At 73.2% G+C, this 22,407-nt stretch carries 14 protein-coding genes; 6 read left to right on the top strand and 8 right to left on the bottom strand.

Annotation, left to right across the window (positions count from 1 at the left end):
- A complete protein-coding gene (locus AB5J54_RS26950; protein ID WP_369146484.1) occupies positions 1-642 on the bottom strand; it encodes a TetR/AcrR family transcriptional regulator in 642 nt (213 codons plus the stop codon).
- A 181-nt stretch (positions 643-823) separates the two neighbouring features.
- Between AB5J54_RS26950 and AB5J54_RS26945 the strand changes: the two genes are divergently transcribed.
- The 6 genes from AB5J54_RS26945 (at position 824) to AB5J54_RS26920 (ending at position 10,529) form a co-directional block, all read left to right on the top strand.
- Positions 824-2,569 carry a glycoside hydrolase family 3 protein gene (locus AB5J54_RS26945; RefSeq protein WP_369146483.1) on the top strand — a complete coding sequence of 582 codons (1,746 nt, stop codon included), beginning with the start codon at positions 824-826 and terminating at the stop codon, positions 2,567-2,569.
- Between the two features lie 125 nt (positions 2,570-2,694).
- Complete coding sequence (gene surE, locus AB5J54_RS26940) at positions 2,695-3,759, top strand: 5'/3'-nucleotidase SurE (RefSeq protein WP_369146482.1); 1,065 nt, start codon at positions 2,695-2,697, stop codon at positions 3,757-3,759.
- An 84-nt stretch (positions 3,760-3,843) separates the two neighbouring features.
- Positions 3,844-4,515 (top strand): spermidine synthase, encoded by a 672-nt coding sequence (locus tag AB5J54_RS26935; protein WP_369146481.1) that lies wholly within the window; start codon positions 3,844-3,846, stop codon positions 4,513-4,515.
- 71 nt (positions 4,516-4,586) lie between these two features.
- On the top strand, positions 4,587-5,324 hold the full coding sequence (locus tag AB5J54_RS26930) for a response regulator transcription factor (protein ID WP_030688813.1): 738 nt from the start codon (positions 4,587-4,589) through the stop codon (positions 5,322-5,324).
- An 8-nt stretch (positions 5,325-5,332) separates the two neighbouring features.
- The gene (locus tag AB5J54_RS26925; RefSeq protein ID WP_369149467.1) at positions 5,333-6,433 is read left to right on the top strand and encodes an ATP-binding protein; all 1,101 of its coding nucleotides are present in this window, start codon (positions 5,333-5,335) and stop codon (positions 6,431-6,433) included.
- Between the two features lie 310 nt (positions 6,434-6,743).
- A complete protein-coding gene (locus AB5J54_RS26920) occupies positions 6,744-10,529 on the top strand; it encodes a multifunctional oxoglutarate decarboxylase/oxoglutarate dehydrogenase thiamine pyrophosphate-binding subunit/dihydrolipoyllysine-residue succinyltransferase subunit (protein WP_369146480.1) in 3,786 nt (1,261 codons plus the stop codon).
- Between the two features lie 86 nt (positions 10,530-10,615).
- On the opposite strand, the gene fxsT is transcribed toward AB5J54_RS26920, so the two are convergent.
- The 7 genes from fxsT to AB5J54_RS26885 form a co-directional block, all read right to left on the bottom strand.
- A complete protein-coding gene (gene fxsT / locus AB5J54_RS26915) occupies positions 10,616-13,633 on the bottom strand; it encodes an FxSxx-COOH system tetratricopeptide repeat protein (RefSeq protein ID WP_369146479.1) in 3,018 nt (1,005 codons plus the stop codon).
- A 59-nt stretch (positions 13,634-13,692) separates the two neighbouring features.
- Positions 13,693-14,970 carry an HEXXH motif domain-containing protein gene (locus AB5J54_RS26910; protein ID WP_369146478.1) on the bottom strand — a complete coding sequence of 426 codons (1,278 nt, stop codon included), beginning with the start codon at positions 14,968-14,970 and terminating at the stop codon, positions 13,693-13,695.
- 75 nt (positions 14,971-15,045) lie between these two features.
- Positions 15,046-15,252 (bottom strand): hypothetical protein, encoded by a 207-nt coding sequence (locus AB5J54_RS26905; RefSeq protein ID WP_369146477.1) that lies wholly within the window; start codon positions 15,250-15,252, stop codon positions 15,046-15,048.
- Positions 15,253-15,342: 90 nt separating this feature from the next.
- Positions 15,343-18,486 carry an SAV_2336 N-terminal domain-related protein gene (locus tag AB5J54_RS26900; RefSeq protein WP_369146476.1) on the bottom strand — a complete coding sequence of 1,048 codons (3,144 nt, stop codon included), beginning with the start codon at positions 18,484-18,486 and terminating at the stop codon, positions 15,343-15,345.
- Between the two features lie 7 nt (positions 18,487-18,493).
- Positions 18,494-19,510: an AAA family ATPase gene (locus AB5J54_RS26895; RefSeq protein ID WP_369146475.1), complete on the bottom strand. Its 1,017-nt coding sequence runs from the start codon at positions 19,508-19,510 to the stop codon at positions 18,494-18,496.
- A 334-nt stretch (positions 19,511-19,844) separates the two neighbouring features.
- Positions 19,845-21,878, bottom strand: coding sequence for a trypsin-like peptidase domain-containing protein (locus tag AB5J54_RS26890; RefSeq protein WP_369146474.1), 2,034 nt, complete (start codon positions 21,876-21,878; stop codon positions 19,845-19,847).
- Positions 21,875-22,315, bottom strand: a complete 441-nt coding sequence (locus tag AB5J54_RS26885; protein WP_369146473.1) for a CU044_2847 family protein — start codon at positions 22,313-22,315, stop codon at positions 21,875-21,877. The genes AB5J54_RS26890 and AB5J54_RS26885 overlap by 4 nt, the downstream gene beginning before the upstream one ends.
- Positions 22,316-22,407: the final 92 nt, after the last annotated feature.

The following is a 22,407-nucleotide window of genomic DNA, read 5'->3' as shown; positions in this document are numbered from 1 at the left end:
TCAGTCGCGGGGCGCCGCGATCTCCGCGTACCGGCGCCGGAGGTACGCGCCGACCCGGGCCGGCATGTCCATCGAGGACGGGTCGAGGGCCCACTGGATCTGGAGGCCGTCCATCACGGCGAGGTGTTCCTGGGCGACGGCCGGGCAGTCGAGGTCGGGGCGGAGTTCACCGGAGGCCACAGCCGCCTCCAGGAGTTCGACGGTGTGCCGGAGCACGCGCGCGTAGCGCTCCTTGAAGTACGCGTGGGCGGGGTGGCCGACGTTCCCGGACTCGCCCACCAGGACGTTGAACATCCGGACGATGCCGGGGCGCCGGGTGTTCTCCTCGATGAGGGCGACGAGGGTCTCCAGATAGGCGGCGTACGACTCGGGTTCGACGCCGAACAGGCGCTCCACGTCGTGCTGTTCGCTCTGCGCGAGGACGGAGAGGAGCAGGTCCTCCTTGCTGCGGAAGTGGTGGAGCAGGCCGCCCTGGGTGATGCCGCAGTCGTGGGCGATCCGGGCGAGGGAGGAGGCGTGGAAGCCCCATTGCCCGAAGTGGTCGACGGCGGTGTCCAGGATCTTCCGGCGGCGCGCGTCACCGACCGCGTAGCTGCCCCTGCCCTCGCTCCTGCGGGTCGTCCGGCCCGTGTTCTCCGCCATGCGGCCACCTTAACCGGGCCGGAAAAGCCCCCTTCGTCCTGTGATCCAGGACACAAACACAAAACCTAGTGGGTACTCGGTTTTCACGCTTAGCCTGAGGACGCCAGAGGCCGGCACCACCGCCGGCCCGTGACCGGCGGAGCCTCCCCACGCCCTCGGTCGAGTAGCCCCGGAGCCAGCCATGCACCCGTACCAGGACTCCACCCGCCCCGTGGACGAGCGCGTCGAGGACCTCCTCTCCCGCATGACCCTGGAGGAGAAGGCCGGACAGCTCTTCCACACGATGCTGACGATGAACGCCGACGGCACCCCGGTGACCGGGACCGACGGCGACACCCTGGAACCCACCGCCCCGCAGCTCGTCCAGGACCGGCAGCTGACCCACTTCAACCTGCTCGGCACCTACGGCGCCCGCGAGATGGCCCTCTGGCACAACGCGATCCAGGAGATGGCCGCGAGCACCCGGCTCGGCATCCCCGTCTCCCTCTCGACCGACCCCCGCCACGCCTTCACCGACAACATCGGCGCCTCCTTCAACGCCGGCGCCTTCTCGGCCTGGCCGGAGGCGCTCGGCCTCGCCGCGATCGGCGACCCGGAACTGGTCTTCCGCTTCGCCGACACCGTCCGCCGCGAGTACCTCTCCGTCGGCTTCCGCACCGCGCTCCACCCGCAGATCGACCTCGCGACCGAACCCCGCTGGTCCCGCCAGTCCGGCACCTTCGGCTCCGACGCCCAGCTGACGGGCGAGCTGGTCCAGGCGTACGTGCGCGGCCTCCAGGGCCCCGAGCTCGGCCCGGACTCGGTCGCCGCGATGGTCAAGCACTTCCCCGGCGGCGGGCCGCAGAAGGACGGCGAGGACCCGCACTTCCCGCACGGCAAGGAGCAGGTGTACCCGGGCGGGATGCGCGAGCACCACCTGGAGCCGTTCAAGGCCGCGATCGCCGCCGGCTGCTCGCAGATGATGCCGTACTACGGCCAGCCGATCGGCACCGACTGGGAGGAGGTCGGCTTCGGCTTCAACAAGGGCGTCATCACGGGCCTGCTCCGCGAGGAACTCGGCTTCACCGGCATCGTCTGCACCGACTGGGGCCTCCTCCAGGACGCCCCGATCTTCGGCGAGATGCACGAGGCCCGCGCCTGGGGCGTCGAGCACCTGAGCGTGGCCGAGCGGGCCGCGAAGGCGCTGGACGCGGGCGCGGACCAGTTCGGCGGCGAGGAGTGCCCCGAGGTGATCGTGGAGCTCGTCACGTCGGGCCGCGTCCCCGAGGCGCGGATCGACGCCTCCGTACGACGGCTGCTGCGGGAGAAGTTCCTCCTGGGCCTCTTCGACGAGCGCCGGTACGTCGACCCCGACGAGGCCGCCGAGACGGTCGGCCGGGCCGACTTCACGGCCGCGGGCGCCGCCGCCCAGCGCCGCTCGCTCACCGTGCTCACCGACGGCCCGCTCCCCCTCCCGGGGCGGCCGAGGCTGTACGTGGAGAACGTCGACCCGGCCGTCGCGGCCGCCTACGGCGAGGTCGTCGCCGACCCGGCCGAGGCCGACCTGGCGGTGCTGCGGCTCCGCACCCCGTACGAGGAGCGGCCGAACCGGTTCGAGTCCTTCTTCCACTCCGGCAGCCTCGCCTTCGGCCAGGAGGAGTTGGACGGGATCCTGGCCCTCCTGGCGGCCGTCCCCACGGTGGTCTGCGTGAACCTGGAGCGGCCGGCCGTCCTGCCGGAGATCGCCGAGCACGCGGCGGCGCTGATCGCCGACTACGGCGCGAGCGACGAGGCCCTCCTCGACGTGGCCTTCGGCCGCGCGAAGGCGGAGGGAAGGCTGCCGTTCGAGCTGCCGCGCTCGATGGCGGCGGTGGAGGCGTCCCGGCCGGACGTGCCGAACGACACGGTGGATCCAGTGTTCCCGCACGGCCACGGCCTGGAGATCTGAGCTCTCCCCCCCAGACCGCGGGGCATCTGACGACCCCGCGCCGGATCCGGGGCCTGCCCGTGGGGGGCCGGGCCCCGGATCCTCTCCCGCTACCCGCATGTCATGCTCATGAAGGGACCGTACGCATGCGCTCGTACCTCGCACTGTCCGCAGCGGCCGCCGTACTCGCCGCCGCCGGCGCCACCGCCTACGCCACCACTCCCGACAGCACCGAGAAGGCCCTCCCCCTCGCCGGGATGCGGATCCTGATCTCCAACGACGACTCGATGCAGGCGGCGAAGGCGAGCAACTCCGACGGTCTCGGCCTGTACGAGCTCCGCCGCGCGATGTGCGCCGCCGGGGCCGACGTCGTCGTCATGGCGCCCTGGCAGGTCCAGTCCGGCAAGGGCACCGCCGTCACCAACGGCGGCGTCCTCACAGCCCAGCGCCGCACCGCCCTGCCCACCGGCTACGAGGACGACTGCGCCGCAGCACCCTCCGGGGGCGCCGTCTACGGCGTCTGCCTCGCCGACGGCCCCTGCACCAAGGACTCCCCGTCCGCCACCCCCGCCGACACCGTCAAGCTCGCCCTCCGCGCGGGCCTCAAGGCCAAGGCCGGCTGGACCGGGGCCCCCGACCTCGTCCTCACCGGCATCAACTCCGGCCCCAACGTCTCCGCGAGCGTGAACGACTCCGGCACCGTCGGCGCCGCCGTCGCCGCGATCGACCAGAACGTCCCCGCGATCGCCTTCTCCTCCTCCGGCGACGAGACGAACACGTCCTTCCCCCGGGTCAACTACCGCGCCAACGCCGAGTTCGGCGCCCGCTTCGTCGCCGGCCTCAGACAACGCGACCTGCTCACCCCGGCGTTCGCCCTCAAGGTCGACTACCCCGACGTCAGCGCCGGACAGCGGGCCGGAGCCCCGGTCTGGACGCGCGTCGGGGACGGCGCCGTCGTCTACCACGCCTTCGAGCAGCGCGGCGGCGGCGACTCCTTCGACATCACCCTCGGCCTCTGCCCCGTGGACGGCACCGGCGAGGGCGAGTGCGCCGAGGGCCGGAAGGACGCCGACTCCACCTGGCTGCTCGACAAGGGCCACGTCACGGTCGCCCCGGTGACCTGGGACCGCACCTACGGCACCCCGGTCGGCGCCCGCCGTGAACTGAAGGCGATCGAGCGGTACGTGGAGCGCGAAGCCCCGCGCCCGTAAGGCTCGTTAAGCGTTTGTCCCGGCCGTCGCCGCCGCATGAGGATGGCCGGGACGAACCGTACGCACACGAGCCACGGAGTGATCATGACCAGCCCCGTCACCCTCGACCGCCGTGAAGGGCCGTACGGAGAAGTCGTCCTCCGCCGCCGTGCCGAGCACTACGAGATCATCGCCAACGGCACCTTCCTGATGGACACCTCCGACGGGCGCTCCGAGCGGCTCCTGATCGACGCGGCGATGGCCGCCCTCCCCGAGCGGACCCGCAGCGGCGCCTCCGTCCTCGTCGGCGGCCTCGGCGTCGGCTTCTCCCTCGCCCACGCCGCCGCCGACCCCCGCTGGGGCCGGATCGCGGTCGCGGAGCGTGAGGAGGCGATCATCGACTGGCACCGGAAGGGGCCCCTCGCCGCGATCTCCGGGAGCGCGCTCGCCGATCCGCGGACCGTGATCCTGCACACGGACCTCGTGGCCTACCTCCGCACCACCCCGGACAGCTACGACGCCCTCTGTCTCGACATCGACAACGGCCCCGACTGGACGGTCACCGAGGACAACGAATCCCTGTACTCGGCCGATGGTTTGGCGGCCTGCGCGGCCCGGCTGAACCCCGGCGGGATCCTCGCCGTGTGGTCCGCGCGACCCTCCGGCGATTTCGAAGAGTCGTTGCGGAATGCCGGATTCAGCGGGGTACGGACGGAAGAGATCCCCGTTGCCCGGGGCGTCCCCGACGTGGTCCACCTCGCCGTCCGTCCCGGATAACTCCTGGATAGCCGGGACGCCGTCGGTACCTCTAGGCTGCTGCACCGACATCAGCGACACGAGGCGGGGCAATGGAGCAGACACACACCACTCACCACGGTGCGGCGGCCACTCCGGGGGCCCAGCGGCGCGTCCTGGTGGTCGAGGACGACGCCACGATCGTGGAGGCGATCTCCGCGCGGCTGCGCGCCGAGGGCTTCCTCGTCCAGACCGCGACCGACGGCCCCGCGGCCGTGGACGCGGCCGAGGCCTGGCAGCCGGACCTGATGGTCCTGGACGTGATGCTGCCCGGTTTCGACGGTCTGGAGGTGTGCCGCAGGGTCCAGGCCCAGCGCCCCGTCCCGGTCCTCATGCTGACCGCCCGCGACGACGAGACCGACATGCTGGTCGGCCTCGGCGTCGGCGCGGACGACTACATGACGAAGCCGTTCTCGATGCGCGAGCTGGCCGCCCGGGTGCACGTGCTGCTGCGCCGGGTGGAGCGGGCCGCGCTCGCGGCGGTCACCCCGCGCAGCGGGATCCTGCGCCTGGGCGAGCTGGAGATCGACCACGCGCAGCGCCGGGTCCGGGTCCGCGCGGAGGACGTGCACCTGACCCCGACCGAGTTCGACCTGCTCGTCTGCCTGGCGAGCACCCCGCGGGCGGTCCTCTCCCGCGAGCAGCTGCTCGCCGAGGTGTGGGACTGGGCGGACGCCTCGGGCACCCGGACCGTGGACAGCCACATCAAGGCGCTGCGCCGGAAGATCGGAGCCGAGCGGATCCGCACGGTCCACGGCGTCGGTTACGCGCTGGAGACCCCGGCGCCGTGAGCCGGCCGGTGCCCGGGAGGCCGCACGGGGGACGGGGACCCAACGGGCCCCGTCGGATCGTGATCTCGATCAAGACCAAGCTGGGCGCCCTGGTCGTGGGGGCGGTCCTGCTGACCTCCTGCCTGGCCCTGGTCGCGATCCGCACGTCCACGGAGTTCCGGTACATCACGATCTTCGCGATGATCGCGACCCTGCTGATCACCCAGTTCGTGGCGCAGTCCCTGACGGCGCCGCTCGACGAGATGAACACGGTGGCCGGGTCGATCTCGCGCGGCGACTTCAGCCGGCGGGTGCGGGGCGCGGACCGGCGGGACGAGCTGGGCGACCTCGCGTCGACGATCAACCGGATGGCGGACGACCTGGAGGCCGTCGACCGGCACCGCAAGGAGCTGGTGGCCAATGTCTCGCACGAGCTGCGCACGCCGATCGCGGCGCTGCGGGCCGTCCTGGAGAACGTCGTGGACGGGGTGTCCGAGGCCGATCCGGAGACGATGCGGTCGGCGCTGAAGCAGACGGAGCGGCTCGGCCGGCTGGTGGAGACCCTGCTCGACCTGTCACGTCTTGACAACGGTGTCGTCACGCTCCGGGCGAGCCGTTTCGAGGTCTGGCCCTATCTGTCGGGGGTGCTGCGGGAGGCGAACCTGGCCGCGTCCCAGCGGGGCCTCTCGTCCACCTCGGGCCTGCACCGGCGTACGGACGTGCATCTGCACCTGGACGTGTCGCCGCCCGAGCTGGTCGCGCACGCGGACGCGGAGCGGCTGCACCAGGTGATGGCGAACCTGATCGACAACGCGGTGAAGCACTCCCCGCCGCACGGCCGGGTCACCGTCCGGGCCCGGCGCGGCCCGTATCCCGACTCGCTGGAGCTGGAGGTCGAGGACGAGGGTCCGGGCATTCCGGAGTCGGAGCGGCACAAGGTCTTCGAGCGGTTCAACCGGGGCTCGACCCCGGACCGGCAGGGGCCGGGCAGCGACGGCGGCACCGGTCTCGGGCTCGCGATCGCCCGCTGGGCGGTGGATCTGCACGGCGGCGGGATCGGGGTGGCCGAATCGTCACGTGGATGCCGCATCAGAGTCACTCTTCCGGGCAGCCTTCCCCTGCGGGATTGACGTAGGGTTCGAACCGGAAGCGCACGTTCTGCGTGTACGTGAGCGGGACCTGCGTCAACGTGAGCGCACCTGCGTCTACGTGGGCAGGACCTGATCAGGGGTGCGGCCGAACCTGGCCGCGCTCGCGCTTTTCCGTACCCTCACACATGCGGAACCACGCTTGTTTCCCGCCATTCATGGCATCGAAACACGCTGTCAAGTGTGACTTGCGCAACGTTGGAGTGCCTGGCCTGCACCTCTCGGCCGGACAGGCGTAGCCTTTATTTCCGCTGTCCATCACCTTGCGAAGCGGAAGAGGGCGGTTGCCGCCGTGTCGTCTCAGTCCCCCAGTACCCCGAGCTCCCCGGCCCACCAAGACGGGCAGGGCGTGAGCCCCGCAGCCGCCTTCGGTGCCAATGAGTGGCTCGTCGACGAGATCTACCAGCAGTACCTCCAGGACCCGAATTCAGTCGATCGTGCCTGGTGGGACTTCTTCGCCGACTACAAGCCCGGAGCGTCGGAGACCCCGGCCGCCCCGGCCGCCACCACTCAGAGCGCGCCCGTCGCGCCGCAGGCGGGCCCCGCACAGGCCGCGCCTTCGGCTCCGGCGGCCGTTCCGGCTCCCGCGCCCGCCCCGGTCGCGGCCCCGGCTCCCGTGAAGCCGGCCGCGGCCCCCGCGCCGGCCGCCCCGAAGCCCGCCGCCGCCGCTCCGGCGCCGGTGAAGGCCAAGGAGGCCACCGAGGCCCCCGCCGGGCCCGAGCTGATCACGCTGCGCGGCCCCGCCGCCGCGGTCGCGAAGAACATGAACGCCTCCCTGGAGGTGCCGACGGCCACGTCCGTCCGCGCCGTCCCGGTGAAGCTGCTCTTCGACAACCGGATCGTGATCAACAACCACCTGAAGCGCGCCCGGGGCGGGAAGATCTCCTTCACGCACCTCATCGGCTACGCGATGGTGCAGGCGATCAAGGCCATGCCGTCGATGAACCACTCCTTCGCGGAGAAGGACGGCAAGCCGACCCTGGTCAAGCCGGAGCACGTGAACTTCGGCCTCGCGATCGACCTGGTGAAGCCGAACGGCGACCGCCAGCTCGTCGTCGCGGGCATCAAGAAGGCCGAGACGCTCAACTTCTTCGAGTTCTGGCAGGCCTACGAGGACATCGTCAAGCGCGCCCGCGTGGGCAAGCTGACGATGGAGGACTTCACCGGCGTCACGGTCTCCCTGACCAACCCCGGTGGCCTCGGCACCGTCCACTCCGTGCCGCGTCTGATGCCCGGTCAGTCGGTCATCATGGGCGTCGGCTCGATGGACTACCCGGCCGAGTTCCAGGGCACCTCGCAGGACACCCTGAACAAGCTGGGCATCTCCAAGGTCATGACCCTGACCTCGACGTACGACCACCGCGTCATCCAGGGCGCCGCCTCCGGCGAGTTCCTGCGCGTCGTCGCGAACTACCTCCTCGGCGAGGAGGGCTTCTACGACGAGATCTTCAAGGCCCTGCGCATCCCCTACGAGCCGGTCCGCTGGCTCAAGGACATCGACGCCTCGCACGACGACGACGTCACCAAGGCCGCGCGCGTCTTCGAGCTGATCCACTCCTACCGGGTCCGCGGCCACGTCATGGCCGACACCGACCCGCTGGAGTACAAGCAGCGCAAGCACCCCGACCTGGACATCACCGAGCACGGCCTCACCCTGTGGGACCTGGAGCGCGAGTTCGCGGTCGGCGGCTTCGCCGGCAAGTCGATGATGAAGCTCCGCGACATCCTCGGCGTGCTCCGCGACTCGTACTGCCGCACCACCGGCGTCGAGTTCATGCACATCCAGGACCCGAAGCAGCGCAAGTGGATCCAGGACCGCGTGGAGCGCCCGCACTCCCGCGTGGAGCGCGAGGAGCAGCTGCGGATCCTGCGCCGGCTGAACGCGGCGGAGGCCTTCGAGACCTTCCTGCAGACGAAGTACGTCGGCCAGAAGCGCTTCTCCCTGGAGGGCGGCGAGTCCGTCATCCCGCTGCTCGACGCGGTCATCGACTCGGCCGCCGAGTCGCGCCTCGACGAGGTCGTCATCGGCATGGCCCACCGCGGCCGCCTGAACGTCCTGGCGAACATCGTCGGCAAGTCGTACGCGCAGATCTTCCGCGAGTTCGAGGGCAACCTCGACCCGAAGTCGATGCACGGCTCCGGCGACGTCAAGTACCACCTGGGCGCCGAGGGCACCTTCACGGGCCTCGACGGCGAGCAGATCAAGGTCTCCCTGGCCGCCAACCCCTCCCACCTGGAGGCGGTCGACCCGGTCCTGGAAGGCATCGTCCGCGCCAAGCAGGACGTCATCAACAAGGGCGGCACGGACTTCACCGTCCTGCCCGTCGCCCTCCACGGCGACGCGGCCTTCGCCGGCCAGGGTGTCGTCGCCGAGACGCTGAACATGTCGCAGCTGCGGGGCTACCGCACCGGCGGCACGGTCCACATCGTCATCAACAACCAGGTCGGCTTCACCGCCGCCCCGGAGTCCTCGCGTTCCTCGATGTACGCGACCGACGTGGCCCGCATGATCGAGGCGCCGATCTTCCACGTGAACGGCGACGACCCGGAGGCCGTGGTCCGCGTCGCGCGGCTCGCCTTCGAGTTCCGCCAGACGTTCAACAAGGACGTCGTGATCGACCTCATCTGCTACCGCCGCCGCGGTCACAACGAGGGCGACAACCCGCAGTTCACCAACCCGCAGATGTACAACCTGATCGACAAGAAGCGTTCGGTGCGCAAGCTGTACACCGAGTCGCTCATCGGTCGCGGCGACATCACCCTCGAAGAGGCGGAGCAGGCGCTCCAGGACTTCCAGGGCCAGCTGGAGAAGGTGTTCGCGGAGGTCCGCGAGGCCACCGCCGCCCCCTCGGCGACGACCGTGCCGGACGCCCAGGCCGAGTTCCCGGTCGGCGTCACCACCGCGGTCTCCCAGGAGGTCGTGAAGCGGATCGCCGAGTCGCAGGTCAGCATCCCGGAGCGCGTCACGGTCCACCCGCGTCTGCTCCCGCAGATGCAGCGCCGTGCCGCCTCGATCGACGACGGCACCATCGACTGGGGCTTCGGCGAGACCCTCGCCATCGGCTCCCTGCTGATGGAGGGCACCCCGGTCCGCCTGTCGGGTCAGGACTCCCGCCGCGGCACCTTCGGCCAGCGCCACGCGGTCCTGGTCGACCAGGAGACCGGCGAGGACTACACCCCGCTGCTCTACCTGGCCGAGGACCAGGCCCACTACAACGTCTACGACTCGCTGCTCAGCGAGTACGCGGCGATGGGCTTCGAGTACGGCTACTCGCTGGCCCGCCCGGACTCCCTGGTCATCTGGGAGGCCCAGTTCGGTGACTTCGTCAACGGCGCGCAGACCGTCGTCGACGAGTTCATCTCCTCGGCCGAGCAGAAGTGGGGCCAGACCTCCGGCGTCACGCTGCTCCTGCCGCACGGCTACGAGGGCCAGGGCCCGGACCACTCGTCCGCGCGCCCGGAGCGCTTCCTCCAGATGTGCGCCCAGGACAACATGACGGTCGCCATGCCGACGCTGCCGTCGAACTACTTCCACCTCCTGCGCTGGCAGGTGCACAACCCGCACCACAAGCCGCTCATCGTCTTCACCCCGAAGTCGATGCTGCGTCTGAAGGCCGCGGCGTCCAAGGTGGAGGAGTTCACCACCGGCGGCTTCCGCCCGGTGATCGGCGACACCACGGTCGACCCGGCGAACGTCCGCAAGGTCGTCTTCTGCGCCGGCAAGGTCTACTACGACCTGGAGGCCGAGCGTCAGAAGCGCGGTGACACGGAGACCGCGATCATCCGTCTGGAGCGCCTGTACCCGCTGCCGGGTGCCGAGCTGCAGGCCGAGATCGCCAAGTACCCGAACGCCGCGAAGTACATCTGGGCGCAGGAGGAGCCGGCGAACCAGGGTGCCTGGCCGTTCATCGCGCTCAACCTGATCGACCACCTGGACCTGGCGGTCGGTGCGGACATCCCGGCGGGCGAGCGCCTGCGCCGGATCTCGCGTCCGCACTCCTCCTCCCCGGCGGTCGGCTCGGCCAAGCGCCACCAGGCGGAGCAGCAGCAGCTGGTCAACGAGGTCTTCGACGCCTGATCGACCACTCCGTACGCGTACGGAAGGAGGCCCGGCACCCCCCTCGGGGTGCCGGGCCTCCGGCGTTTCCCTGCGCGTACGGGCTGTCAGCCCAGGTTGGCCTCGAAGTCCCAGTAGGGCCGGTTGCGCTGGCGCGCCGACAGGGTGTGCGGGTGCTGGGCGCCCAGGGTGCGGGTGAGGGTGAGCAGGGCGTCCTCCTCCAGCTTGCTCGCCTCCTCGTTCTCCCTGAGGCCGCGCAGGTCGGTGGCGAGGGCCACCTGGCTCGACAGGGTGAGCGGATGCTCGTTGCCGAGGGTGTGCCGGGCGCGGCGCAGGGTGTCCCGGCTGAGCTCGGCGGCGTCGTGCACCCGTCCGTTGAAGTTGCGGGCGGCACTGGCGTTGAGCGCGCAGCCCAGCACCCAGGGGTGGTCGGAGCCGAGCGAGGAGGCCAGTCCGGCGAGCGCGGCCTCCAGGATGGCGAGGGCGTCCGCGCGTTCGCCCGACGCCTGGAGGACGAGGGCGGTGTTGGCGAGGACGCCGGTGGCGACCGGGTGGGCGGGGCCGAGGAGGGCGCGGTAGCCGGCCTCGGCCTCGTGGCTGAGCTCGCGGGCTTGGTCGAGGTCGCCGTGCTCGCGCAGGAAGTTGGCGTAGTTGTTGAGGGAGGTGAGCGTGATGTAGTGGGTGCGGCCGTGGACCTGCTCCAGCTGGTCGAGCAGAGTGGCCATGGTGGCGCCGAGATCCTGCTGGAAGCCGCCCTCGCGGCGCCGGCACAGGGCGAGCTGGGTGCGGGCGTAGAGGGTCTGGAGGTGCTGGGGGCCGAGCACCTGCACATGGCGCAGGACGTTGGACTCCTGGCGGGCGAGGGCTTCGCGGTACTGGCCGAGCATACGCAGGTCGTGCACGAGGGCGTTGCTGGAGTTGAGGGTGTGGGAGTGGCGTTTGCCGAGCACCCGCTCGCTGCGGGCGAGGGTCTCGGCGTCCGACTCGAACGCCTCGCGGAAGCGGCCCAGCTGGCGCAGGGTGACGCCGAGGTTGTGCCGGGCGACGAGGGTGGAGAACTCGCTCTCGCCCAGGAGGCGTTCGGCGTCGGCGAGCACCTGGCGCTGGAGCTTCTCCGACTCCTTGTACTGGCCGAGGAAACGCAGGTCGCTGCAGATGGCGTTGTTGGAGAGCAGCGTGCCGAGTTCGTTGGGGGGCTGTGCGGCGGCAAGGCGGTCGCGCTGGGCGAGGTCGAGGTCGTACGCGTCGCGGAAGCGCCCGAAGGAGCGCAGGATGTTGCCCTGCTGGGTGGTCAGGTCGAGCATGGGCTGGTCCAGCGGGTCCATGAAGGTGGACCAGTTGGCCCGGATCTTCTCGGCGAGCTGGACGCCGGCCTTGAACTCGCCGCTGCGGAAGCAGTAGCGCAGGCAGTTGAGCACGGCGGTCTGGACGCGCGGGTTGCGGCTGAGGAGTGCTCCGGAGGGCTCCAGATGCGGCAGGAGTTCCGCGTAACGGGGCCAGTGCCGGCTGTCCATGGGGTTGCCGGGGTCGGCCTCGGCGAGCAGGGTGCGGACGGCCTTGCGGTGGTCTTCGCGGTGGTCGCCCTCGGTGAGCCGGGCGACGATGTCGTGGACGAGCCGGTGCATGTGCACGGACTCCTGGTGCGGCCCCACCTCGGCGTTGTTGACGGGCCCCCGGGTCTCGCGGGTGAGCACCGAGTAGTTGACCAGGGTGTCCAGGGCGCGGGACCAGGCGGCGAGGTCGGTGACCATCCAGCGCAGGTCCTCGGGGAGGTCCGCCTGCGGATAGGCGCGGATGAGACCGAGCGGGATGCGGCCGGGGGCGAAGGAGGCGCACAGGCTGAGCACGTCGATGGCCTGCGGCTGGGCGCGTCGGAGCCGGTTGATCAGTATCGACCAGGAGGTCAGGGACGCCTGGGGGAAGCCGTCGCCGGAGGGCTCGACGGCGGAGATCCGCCCTTCGCGGACCATGTGGAGGTACTCGGAGACCTCCATGCGGGACTCGCCGAGCCAGGCCGCGGCCTGGACGAGCGGCAGCGGGACGTCCCCGAACTCGGCGGCGACCTCGTCGGCCTCGGGCGCCGTGACGTGCGGGGCGCGCCGCATCAGGTAGGCGGTGGACTCGGCGCGGTCGAAGCCGGGGACTTCGAGGATGTCGGTGTAGTCGCCCCAGCCGCGGTTGCGCGAGGTGACGAGGACGTGGCCGGGGCCGTGCGGCAGCATGACGTTCACGCCGTCCGTGTCGTCCCAGCCGTCGAAGACGATGAGCCAGCGGGAGTGCGGGTCGCCCCGGCGCAGGGCCTCGCGGACGGCGCGGATGCGTTCGCCGGGTTCGTTGCCGGTGGGGAGGCCGAGTTCGGTGGCGAGCTCGCCGAAGCGGTCGCGCTGCACGTTGCGGTCGTCGGAGCTGACCCACCACACGACGTCGTAGTCGGAGCTGAAGCGGTGGGCGTACTCGGCGGCGAGCTGGGTCTTGCCGATGCCGGACATGCCGAGCAGGGTGCACGCGGCGCTGCCGCGCTCGGCGTCCATGAGCCGTTCCTGGAGTTCGGTGAGCAGGTCGTCCCGGCCGGTGAAACGCGGGTTGCGGCGCGGGATCTCGCCCCAGATCTCGGGAGGGGTGTCCGGGAAGCGGACGAGTGCCCCGGCGGGCAGCCGGCGGCCGGTGGCACGGCGGGGCTCGATGCCGAGCCGGCTGAGCAGCCGGGCTTCGGCCTCCTCCTCGCCGACGCCCCACAGGCTGACCGGTTCGAGGACGGCGGTGGCCGGGAGCAGGGTCCGGTTGGTGAGGTTGACCGCGGCGAACCGGTCGGCGTTGGCGGCGACGAAGCCGCGCAGCGCGTCGTTCCATTCGCCGGCCGGGCGCGGGCCGAGCTGGAAGAACCAGTCGTCCAGGACGAGCAGCACCTGGCCGCGGGCGAGCAGCAGGTCGCCGAGCGAGTCCTCCAGGGGCACCTCGCGGGGCGGGTCCCAGCGCTGCTGGCTCGCGCGCACCCCGTACGCGTCGAGCCGTTGGTTGATCCAGGTCGCCCACGGGCGGTGATAGCCGGGGAAGACCACGAGGACGTGTTCCGGCGCTCTTCCGGCCCCGTGGTCCGCCGTACCGCCCGACCGCTGTTCCGCCATCTGTCGCGTCTCCCGTCCCGCTTCCGCGCAACGCAGTGTCATGTGCCGTGGGCACAGTGTTACCCAGCGACGAGGGGAGTCGCGCCGAGGCTCACGTGATGTCGCCTCATGTGATGCACGAACTCCCGCCCGTCCTTGGTCAGTTCATCGGATTCAAACAGGATCGGCAGCGCCGCGCCCACCTGATCGTGGATGTCGTCGAACTGTTGCCCGGCAGCGGTCCTCCAGGCCGTCGGCACCCCGTCGGTGGTGGCCACGCGCCGCCACAGATCGGCCAGGGCCAGATGCGCGTAGGCGCCGTGCAGCACGCCGGCGACGGGACGCGGGTCCGGCCGCCAGCCGACCCGGTGCACGGCGTCCCGCCCCGGGCCGTACAGCGGCACGAGTTCATGGAGCGTCGCCAGTTTGCTGTGGTGCAGCTCGTGCACGAGCGTCTCGGCCATCCCCGGGGCTCCCTCGGGCAGCGAGGTGAGTACGGCTCCGGGGGCGGCGCTCAGGGTGCCGCCCAGATGCCGGGGACCGTGCGGAAGGACCGGGACGACCGCGCGGACGCCCCGGGCCACCTCGGCGGCCCGGCCGGGGTCCGTACGGACGAGGAGGTCCTGGGCGGCGCGCCAGAGGACGGACCAGGCGGCGTGGTCGGTCTCGGCGGGATCGGCCGCGATGACCGCCATGCCACCGCCCGCTCCCGGCGGCACCCGGTACGGATCGAGGTCGTCCAGGCACGTGGCGCTGTGGGGCAGCGTGCGGATCGCGCTCCAGCCGGACCCGCGGCCGGTGAGGAGACCGCGGCCCCGGCCGGTCGTGGTCAGGACGGCGGGCGCGGCATGGCGGGAGCCGTCCGGATGGAACCGTGCGGTCCGCTCTTCGGTGCTGATCCGGACCCGGTCGGCGGCCACCCGCAGCCGGCCCACGCCGGGCAGCGGGAGCAGGCCGTCCGGGGTCTCCACGGTCACGTCGAGCGGGCCGCCGCCGCGCAGGGCGGCGGTGACCGCGAGGTGGTCGAGGTGGCCGAGCAGCCGGTCGAAGGCAGGTCCGGCGGGCTCGGTGAGCGCGCCCGCCAGCCAGGCCCCGGTGGTCGGGTAGTCGAGGACGTCCCGGACCACGGCGGGATGGTTTCGCTCGACCCGTTCGAGCAGACCCCAGGCGCGCTCGAACCGGTCGAGCGCGCCCGGTCCGACGGACGCCCGCTGCCGGTGGACCCGGACCAGGAGCGCCTTGAACAGCAGCAGCCGCCGGGCGTGCAGGGCGGACCGCAGCAGGGCGAGCCCGGCCGGAGCGGGGCTGATCCGGGCCAGTTGGACGAAGACGGATGCGGGCAGGGAGGCGGCGTTCACTCCCGCCTCCCCCGGCCGACGGGCGGTGCGCATCTGGCCGGAAACGGTCGGTCGGCGGGCCCCGCGTGTCGGCGGTCAGCCGTGGACCTCGGTCCCGGCGCCCTCCGTCCAGGAGTCGGCCAGCTCCTGCGGGTGCCAGAGCACCCGCTCGACGGCCGCCGCCAGGTCGGGATCGTCCATGAAGCGCAGGGTCCGCAGGTCCACGCCGGTGAGATCGGGCAGACGCCGGGGCCGTCCCCCGACCCGGTCGACGCCTGCGACCCGCTTCGTGTGCTCCAACACCGTCGGCTCCTCCTCACCGGCCCTTGCCCCCCACGGTCGTAGCGGCGGAGCGGTTCTTCCCGACGTCCGAAAGGCAGAAACCCGTTCGACTCAACTGCGCCCATGCGCGCCCCCGTTATCAAGCCGTTCCGCTTCCCCTTCGCGCCATGCCCACCAGGGCGGCGCGATCCGGCGCCGCTCCTCGCGGGAGAGGAGGTCCGGCCGTGGCCGGGGGTCGGCGCCGACCTCGGCGAGCAGGGCCCTGGTCCGCTGCACGTCCGCCCAGTCGACCGGCACCAGCATGCCGTCGAGGCGCCGCCACTGCTCGGCGGCCTCCTCCAGAACAGTCGCGGCGTGGCCGACCTGGCCCATCAGGAACAGCACCGCCCCCTGGGCATGGAGCGCCCGCGCCAGGGTGACCGTGCCCGGGGTGTCGCCGCGGGCGGCGCGGGCCTCCTCGGCGGCGCGCCGGAAGGCGGTGAGGGCCCCGACCAGCTGCCCGTCCCGCGCCGCCTCGCTCAACTGGAGCTGCACCCAGCCGAGCTGCAGCCAGACCTCGGCCCGGGTCGCCGGGTCGCGGGTGGCGCGGAGGGCCTCGTCGAGGAGATGGCGGCTCTCGTACAGGTCCGGCAGGAAGCCCGCGCGGTCGAAGCGCAGGGCGAGGACGCTGCCGATGAGGATCCGGGCCCGCTCGCGGTCGGCTGCTCCGGCGGGGAGGCAGGTGAGGGCCTCGCGCAGCACGGACTCGGCCCGGTCGACCGGCCGGGTCCCGGTGCCGGCGGCGGCACGGCGCAGCAGCGAGGCGCCCCAGGTGAGCAGCAGCCGGCCGCGCTGCCCGTTCTCGACGGGGGCGAGCAGGGTGGCCTCCTCGTACGCCTCGTCCGCCGCCGTGCCGTCGCCCGCCGTGTCGTGCAGGCGGGCCCGTGCGGCGGTGTGACGCAACCTCAGGGCGCGGCCGTCGCCGAGGAGGGCCTGCGCGCGGTCGAGGACGGGGGCGACGCGGTCCGCTCCCGCCTCGGCGAGGTGGAGGGCGTCGGCGAGGTCGAGCAGGGCGGCGGCGCTCTCCCCGAGGGCGAGGGCGGTGGTGAGCTCCTCGGCGGCCGCGGCGCCGTCACCGCGCGCGAGGAGCAGCCGTCCCCGGCGCAGGTGCAGGGTGGGCCGGGCGGCCGGTGGCCACTGGCCGGCGTCCCCGGCGAGCACGGCGAGGGCGGCGTCGAGCTGCCCGGGGTCCGCGGTCTCCTGCCACAGGGCGTGATGGACGGCGGCCCGTTCGAGACGGGCCTCGGCCCAGTGCTCGTCTCCGGTCCGGGCCAGCTCCCCGGCGTGGACGAGGGTGTCGGCGGCCCGGGTGAGGAGCTCGTGGCGGCGGCCCGCGCGCCGGGCGGCGCCGGTGCCCGCCTCCGCGTACAGGATGCGGCCGAGGAGGATCCGGGCCGCGACGGGCGCGGCGGGGAGCGCCTCCTCGGCGCGCTCGCGGGCGGCGGCGAGGAGGGCGGGGTCGGACTGGGCGCGGCCCTGTTCGAGGAGGCGGCGGGCCTCGGTGAGGGGGTCGGGGGTGACGAGGTCGGGGTGGTAGAAGCGGAGCACGCGCGCGGGGATGCGGGCGAACAGCTCCGCCTCGGCGCCCTCGGGGCCGGTGGGGTCGTCGGTGTCGTCGGGCGGGGCGGCGAGGCCGGGCCCGCCCTCGCCGTCGGCGCCGTGGCCGGCGAGGCGGGCGGCGGCGAGCGCCGGGAAGTTGCGCATGCCCTGGCCGAAGTTCCGCTCCACATAGGCCGAGCAGTGCTTGAGGACGAGGGCGGCGGCGCCGGGATCGAGCGAGCCGAGGAGCAGCTGCTGGATGCCGGGCGGGTAGCTGAAGCAGGGGTACGGGGCGGGGCCGGGCAGCCGGCGGAGGAGTCCGCTGAGCAGCACCTCGGCCAGCTCCATGGGCCCGGTGTCGGGCAGCATCGCGCGCTGGACGAGCTGCATGACGGGGAGGGTGAGCGGGGCGGCCGCCAGGTGGACGGCGAGCCGGAGCGCGCCGGGCGAGGCGCCGGCCCGGAAGGCGTGCAGGACTTCCTCGTCGGCGCGCGGGGCCCTGGGCGTGCGGGGTGCCTGCGGCCGTGGCGGCTCGGGGGCGAGCCAGGCCGCCCAGCCGCGGACGGTGTCGCCGCCGTGGCCGGTGTGGAGCCGGGCCCAGGAGGCGAAGGCCTCGGGGGTGGGGGTGAGCACGGGCACGGCCCGCCGCGCCGGATCGAGGGCGGCCCAGGGTTCGTCGTCGGAGCGGAAGACGGCGGGACCCCTGGGGGCCGCGGAGCGCTGGAAGGTGCCCGGTTCGGCGGGGAGGGCGGTGCGCGGCCAGAGGCGTGGCGGCAGCGGCTGGACGAGGGCGAGCGGTGAGTGGCGCGGCCAGTCGCGCAGGAAGCGCTGCGCGGCGCCGCGCTGCCACAGGGGGCCGACGCAGTCGCTGACGACGAGGGTGAGGCGGCGGCCGGTGGGGTCGTGGAGCTGGTCGACGGGGCGGAGTCGCGGTCTGCCGTCGGTGCCGGAGGTGGTGGTGACGAGCGGCGGTCCTTCGCCGGTGTCGTACAGCCGGTGGACCTGGACGTCGCGGAAGGCGCCTGACTGCTGGCAGGCCTGGCGGAGCTCCTCGACCATGCGGTCCCAGACGACCATGGCGGGGCCGGTGTCCATGAGGAGCTGGATGTCGGGGCGGCGGCCGGCGGCGGGCCGCAGGACGGGCGTCAGGATGCCCGCGGCGGCGCTGCGTTCGGCCGTGGCCTCCTCGTCGAGGGGGCCCTCGCCGGGGCGCGGCGGGGCGGGCGCGTACCCCCGCAGCGGGCGCAGGGCCTTCTGGAGGCCGAGGAGTCCGGGCAGGGCGTTGGCGCCGGGCGCGCGGACGGGCAGGGCCGCGCCCCGTCTCGTACCCCGGCCCACGCGGGCGCGTACTCCGTCCGCCGGGGCGGCTCCGGTCTCCATGTGGAGGCCGACGGACTCGCGTCCTCCACGCGGGGGCGTGCGCTCGGGCGTACGCGGAGACGCCTCCGTACGATTGGCCGGATCTCGCCCCTCGTCGGTGGGCCCGGCGGTCTCCGTGCTCCCCTCGTCCGCGCTTCCGGCCCCGTGGGGCGGCGGCTCCGGATCGGGGGTCTCCGGTTCCGGCAGCCACTGGGACAGCCAGAGCGCGTCCGCGACCGCCTCGGCGGACGGGTCCACCCCGCCCGCCCGCAGTCTGCGGGTCAGCTCCTCCAGAGGCATCCGGTGCGTCCGGTGCATCCGGTCATCACCTCGGCTGATCGAGCGGCTGCATGAGCAGGTCCGCGATGCGTTCCCTGGTGACCCGCTCGGCGCGGGAGGCGTGCTGGGTGAGGTAGAGCGCGTTGAGCAGCTGGTCGGTGGCGATCACCTCGCCGGGCTCACGGTTCAGGAAGCGCTGGACGAGCCCCTGTTCGCCGTCGCCCGCGGCGGCGTCGGTGCCGAGATGGGCCTCGATCATGGCGCCGAGCTGCTCCTCGCCGGGCGGTTCGAGCTCCAGGCGGATGCAGCGGCGCAACAGGGCGGCGGGGAAGTCCCGTTCGCCGTTGGAGGTGAGCACGATGAAGGGGAAGGTGGTGCAGCGGACCCGGCCGCCGTACACCGGGACCTTGCGGCCGTCGTCGCTGAGCACCTCGACGACGGGCTCCCGGTCGGCGAGCCGCTCCAGCTCCGGGATGGCGAACTCGCCCTCCTCCAGGGCGTTCAGGAGGTCGTTGGGCAGGTCGAGGTCGCTCTTGTCGAGCTCGTCGATGAGCAGCACGCGGGGCTGCTCGGAGGGGAGCAGCGCGGTGCCGAGCGGTCCGAGCCGGATGTACGAGCCGATGCCGGCCGGGGCCGCGGCGGCGGAGCCGGGCGCACCGGTCTGGGCGCGCTCCAGCTGGACGTCCTGGAGGCGGCCGATGGCGTCGTACCGGTAGAGGCCGTCCTGGAGGGTGGAGCGGCTGACGATGGGCCAGCGCAGCACGCGGCCGAGGCGCAGTTCGTGGGCGACTGCGTGCGCGAGCGTGGACTTGCCGGTGCCGGGGTTGCCGGTGACCAGGAGCGGCCGCCGCAGGTACAGGGCGGCGTTGACGGCGTCGGTCTCTTCGGGCCGGGGGTGGTGGTTCTGGACGAGTCGGCGCTTGACGCCGAGCCGCCGGTCGGAGCCGGCCAGGGTGTCGTCGGCGCCGCCCGTCGAGAAGTCGCGCCAGGGCGGCGGGGCGGGCAGACGCCGTATCTCGTCGTGCGGATGCCCGGCCCCACGGTAGATCCGCCAATCGTTCACGATGGACTCCTCCTGGCTGTGGTGTGCCGGCCGGGCTTCCTGAACTTACCCCCGGGGGGCGGCCCCTGCCGACCCCGAATCCGGTCGTCCCGGGCGGCGCCGGAAACCGCCCAAGTCGCGGACGGGGGAGGCCCGGACACGCCTCGGAACGACCCGCGGGCCGAGGCCGCCGGGCGCGCCGCGCGCGGGACGGGACCGGGCGGGTCCTGGGGCCGGGCCGGGGTCGCGGCGCGCGAGGCCGGGCGCGGGGGGCTCGGGGCGCGCGGGGCCGGGCGCGGGTGGCTCGGGGCGCGCGAGGCCGGGCCCTGGGGGCTCGGGGCGCGCGGGGTCGCCGTCACGGGTCCTCCTCGCCGAGCAGCGGCGGGGCCTCCAGGCGGGCGCCGTGCGGCGGGCGGTCGGGCGGGTCGTACAGGACGGCGATGGTCTCGGCCCAGGCGAGGTCCGCCCGCTCCGGCGCCAGGGTGCGCAGGGAGCGGACGGGCTTGCCGAGCCCGTGGGCCGTGCGCGCCTCCGCGAGCAGCCCTTCGGCCTGCGCGTGGAAGTCGGCGCAGTCGGTGTGGTCGTGGGCGCCGGTCCGCCAGAGGGCCAGCGGGTGGCCGGCGGTGAGGGCCGCGTTCATCGCCATGAGCCCGTCGCCGCTGCCCACCGGGCCGCAGTACACGGGGACGGTGCCGCCCTCGGCCTCGCGGAGCCGGTCGTACGTCTCCGCCCAGATCTCCCGGCGCACGCGCGGGGTGTGGGCGTCCGGGCCCGCCCCGGGCACCTCGGCGCGCAGCGGGACCGCGCGCAGCGGCCCGCGCTCCCCGGCCTCCCAGCGCTCCCGCCACTCGGGCGACGCGTCCTTGCCGTGGCGCCGGGCGTCCCTGATGACCACGATGCGGCGCTGCCCGAGCGTGATGGACCCCCACGCCTCGTCGGGGCCCTGCGGTGGTTCGAGCCGCCAGGTGTCGAGCGGCTCGTCGAAGAGCTCGCGCGGCAGCACGGCCTCCACGGAGGCCAGGTGCGGTCCGTTGTCGCCGAGCCGGAGCGCCTCGGCGAGCGGCCCGCGCAGGGTCTCCTTGAGCTGGGCCCGCTCGACGCCGCGGTCGTCGCCGTGGAGCGGGGTGACCATGTGTCCGTCCCGGAGCAGCTTCACGCGCCAGGGGTAACGTCGGCCCCAGCGGGGCGTGTCGATCTCCAGGAGCACGTCCGCGCGTGCCCGGCGCTCGCGGACGGAGGCGGGGGACGCCGCACGGCCGGCGCCGATCAGGTCGTCGATCTCACGGCGGAGGAACGGGCCCGCGTCGGCGGCCCGGTCGATGATCCAGCCCCGGAAGGCGGCCTGGTCGCCCAGACCGCCGGGGCGCCCGGTGACCCGCCGGACGACGTGGGCCGCGTACAGGAGCACGGCGTCGAGGCCGGGGTCGCCGGGATCGCTGCGGTCGGGCGCGCGCAGCCCGTACAGCAGGGCGGCGCCCTCGCTCCACGTGCGCGGGTCGTCCTCGAACGCGTCCGGTGTCGTGGTGTTCCTGATCCAGGCCTTGACCTGGTCGACCAGGTCCATGATCTCGCCGGGGTTGATCGGCGGGGGCAGCGCGGCGAGCTGTCCCCGGAGCCTGGTGCGCAGTCTCGGGCTCAACGGCTGCGGGCCGTCGAGCCGCTCCTGCGCGCGCGTCCAGTCGTATCCGTCGTCCAGCGACTGGAGGTAGTGGTCGAGGTGATGACGGTCGTGGTCGCGCAGCGCCTCGGCCCAGAACTCGCCCCCGGGAGCGTCGTGCAGGCGGCGCAGCGCGGTGAGGGGGACGAGGGCGCCCTGGTGGGACCAGCGCCCCTTGTTGAAGCCGATCACGGCGCCCGTGGCGTCGTCGACGACGGGGCCGCCGGAGCAGCCCTCGACGGGCAGCACCTCTTTCGTCACGAGGGCCCGGGTGTCGACGCCGCTCAGCTCGCCGTGGACCTGGCGGATGCCCAGTTCCCCGGTCTCCCGGGACCAGCCGTGCAGGCCGACCTTGGTGGTCCGGTCCGGAGGCAGCTCGGCGAGCTGGACGCAGGAGGCCTTCGCGGTGCCGGGCACGCGCACGAGCGCGACGTCGGGGAAGCCCCAGGGCTCGGGGCGCACGTCGGGGTCCTCGGGCCGGGGCAGGGCGAGCACCACCGTGCCGATGGACCGGCGCGTGGTCCTGCCGTCCTGCCAGGTGATGCCGACGGCCGGCTCCTTCCTCCACACCTCGCCACCCCCCTCGGCCACGACATGGGCGCACGTCAGCACCCAGCCGGGGGCGATGAAGAAGCCGGTCCCCCAGAACTGGTCGCCGTGCGGGTCATACCCGCCGTCGGGAGCGCCGATGCGTACGAGAGCGGGGCGTACGAGAGCGTCGAAGGCGCTCATGCGGTGCCATCGGCCGCCGGGCGCCGCTGCGGGACGATGCCTGAGCGCCCTTCCCCGGCTTCCGCCGCGGGGCTCGCTTGGGCCGTAGGGCTCGTTCCGGCCGTCGCCGGGCCCGGTTCGGTCCAGGTGAGGGAGACGTTCACCGAGGCCTTGCCGGCGCCGTCCGCGAGGACGCCGATCACCTTGCCGGACTGTGCCGAGAGTTCGATGCCGAAGCTGACGGCGACCTCCACCGGCCCCTGCGGGTCGAGCCCCGCGCGCAGGGAGCCGACGACCCCGCGCACCACGTCCGTGAGCCCACCGGCCATCGAGACCACCCGGTCCCTGACGCCGGTGTCCTGGAAGCCGCCGCCCCTGCCGAGCTCCTCCGCGTCGCTGACCCGCGCCCAGACGGGCGTGCCGTCGTCCAGTCGAATCCGAGCGATCCCGTGTGCCACAGCGGCCCCCGCTCCCCGAAGCGATGTTGGATCCAGAAGGCTAATCGGTGGGACTGACGGGCGACAGGGGACGTGAGGGGTACGGCCTATCC

The organism is Streptomyces sp. R44, assembly GCF_041053105.1.
GTDB lineage: Bacteria > Actinomycetota > Actinomycetes > Streptomycetales > Streptomycetaceae > Streptomyces.
Note: the sequence above shows the minus strand (reverse complement) of the source record. Positions and strands in the feature narration are given on the sequence as shown.

What these genes read in the sequence shown, in the direction of transcription:
- AB5J54_RS26950 (WP_369146484.1), bottom strand. Translation starts at nt 642, where the DNA reads ATGGCGGAGAACACGGGCCGGACGACCCGCAGGAGCGAGGGCAGGGGC.
- AB5J54_RS26945 (WP_369146483.1), top strand. Translation starts at nt 824, where the DNA reads ATGCACCCGTACCAGGACTCCACCCGCCCCGTGGACGAGCGCGTCGAG.
- surE (WP_369146482.1), top strand. Translation starts at nt 2,695, where the DNA reads ATGCGCTCGTACCTCGCACTGTCCGCAGCGGCCGCCGTACTCGCCGCC.
- AB5J54_RS26935 (WP_369146481.1), top strand. Translation starts at nt 3,844, where the DNA reads ATGACCAGCCCCGTCACCCTCGACCGCCGTGAAGGGCCGTACGGAGAA.
- AB5J54_RS26930 (WP_030688813.1), top strand. Translation starts at nt 4,587, where the DNA reads ATGGAGCAGACACACACCACTCACCACGGTGCGGCGGCCACTCCGGGG.
- fxsT (WP_369146479.1), bottom strand. Translation starts at nt 13,633, where the DNA reads ATGGCGGAACAGCGGTCGGGCGGTACGGCGGACCACGGGGCCGGAAGA.
- AB5J54_RS26900 (WP_369146476.1), bottom strand. Translation starts at nt 18,486, where the DNA reads ATGCACCGGACGCACCGGATGCCTCTGGAGGAGCTGACCCGCAGACTG.
- AB5J54_RS26890 (WP_369146474.1), bottom strand. Translation starts at nt 21,878, where the DNA reads ATGAGCGCCTTCGACGCTCTCGTACGCCCCGCTCTCGTACGCATCGGC.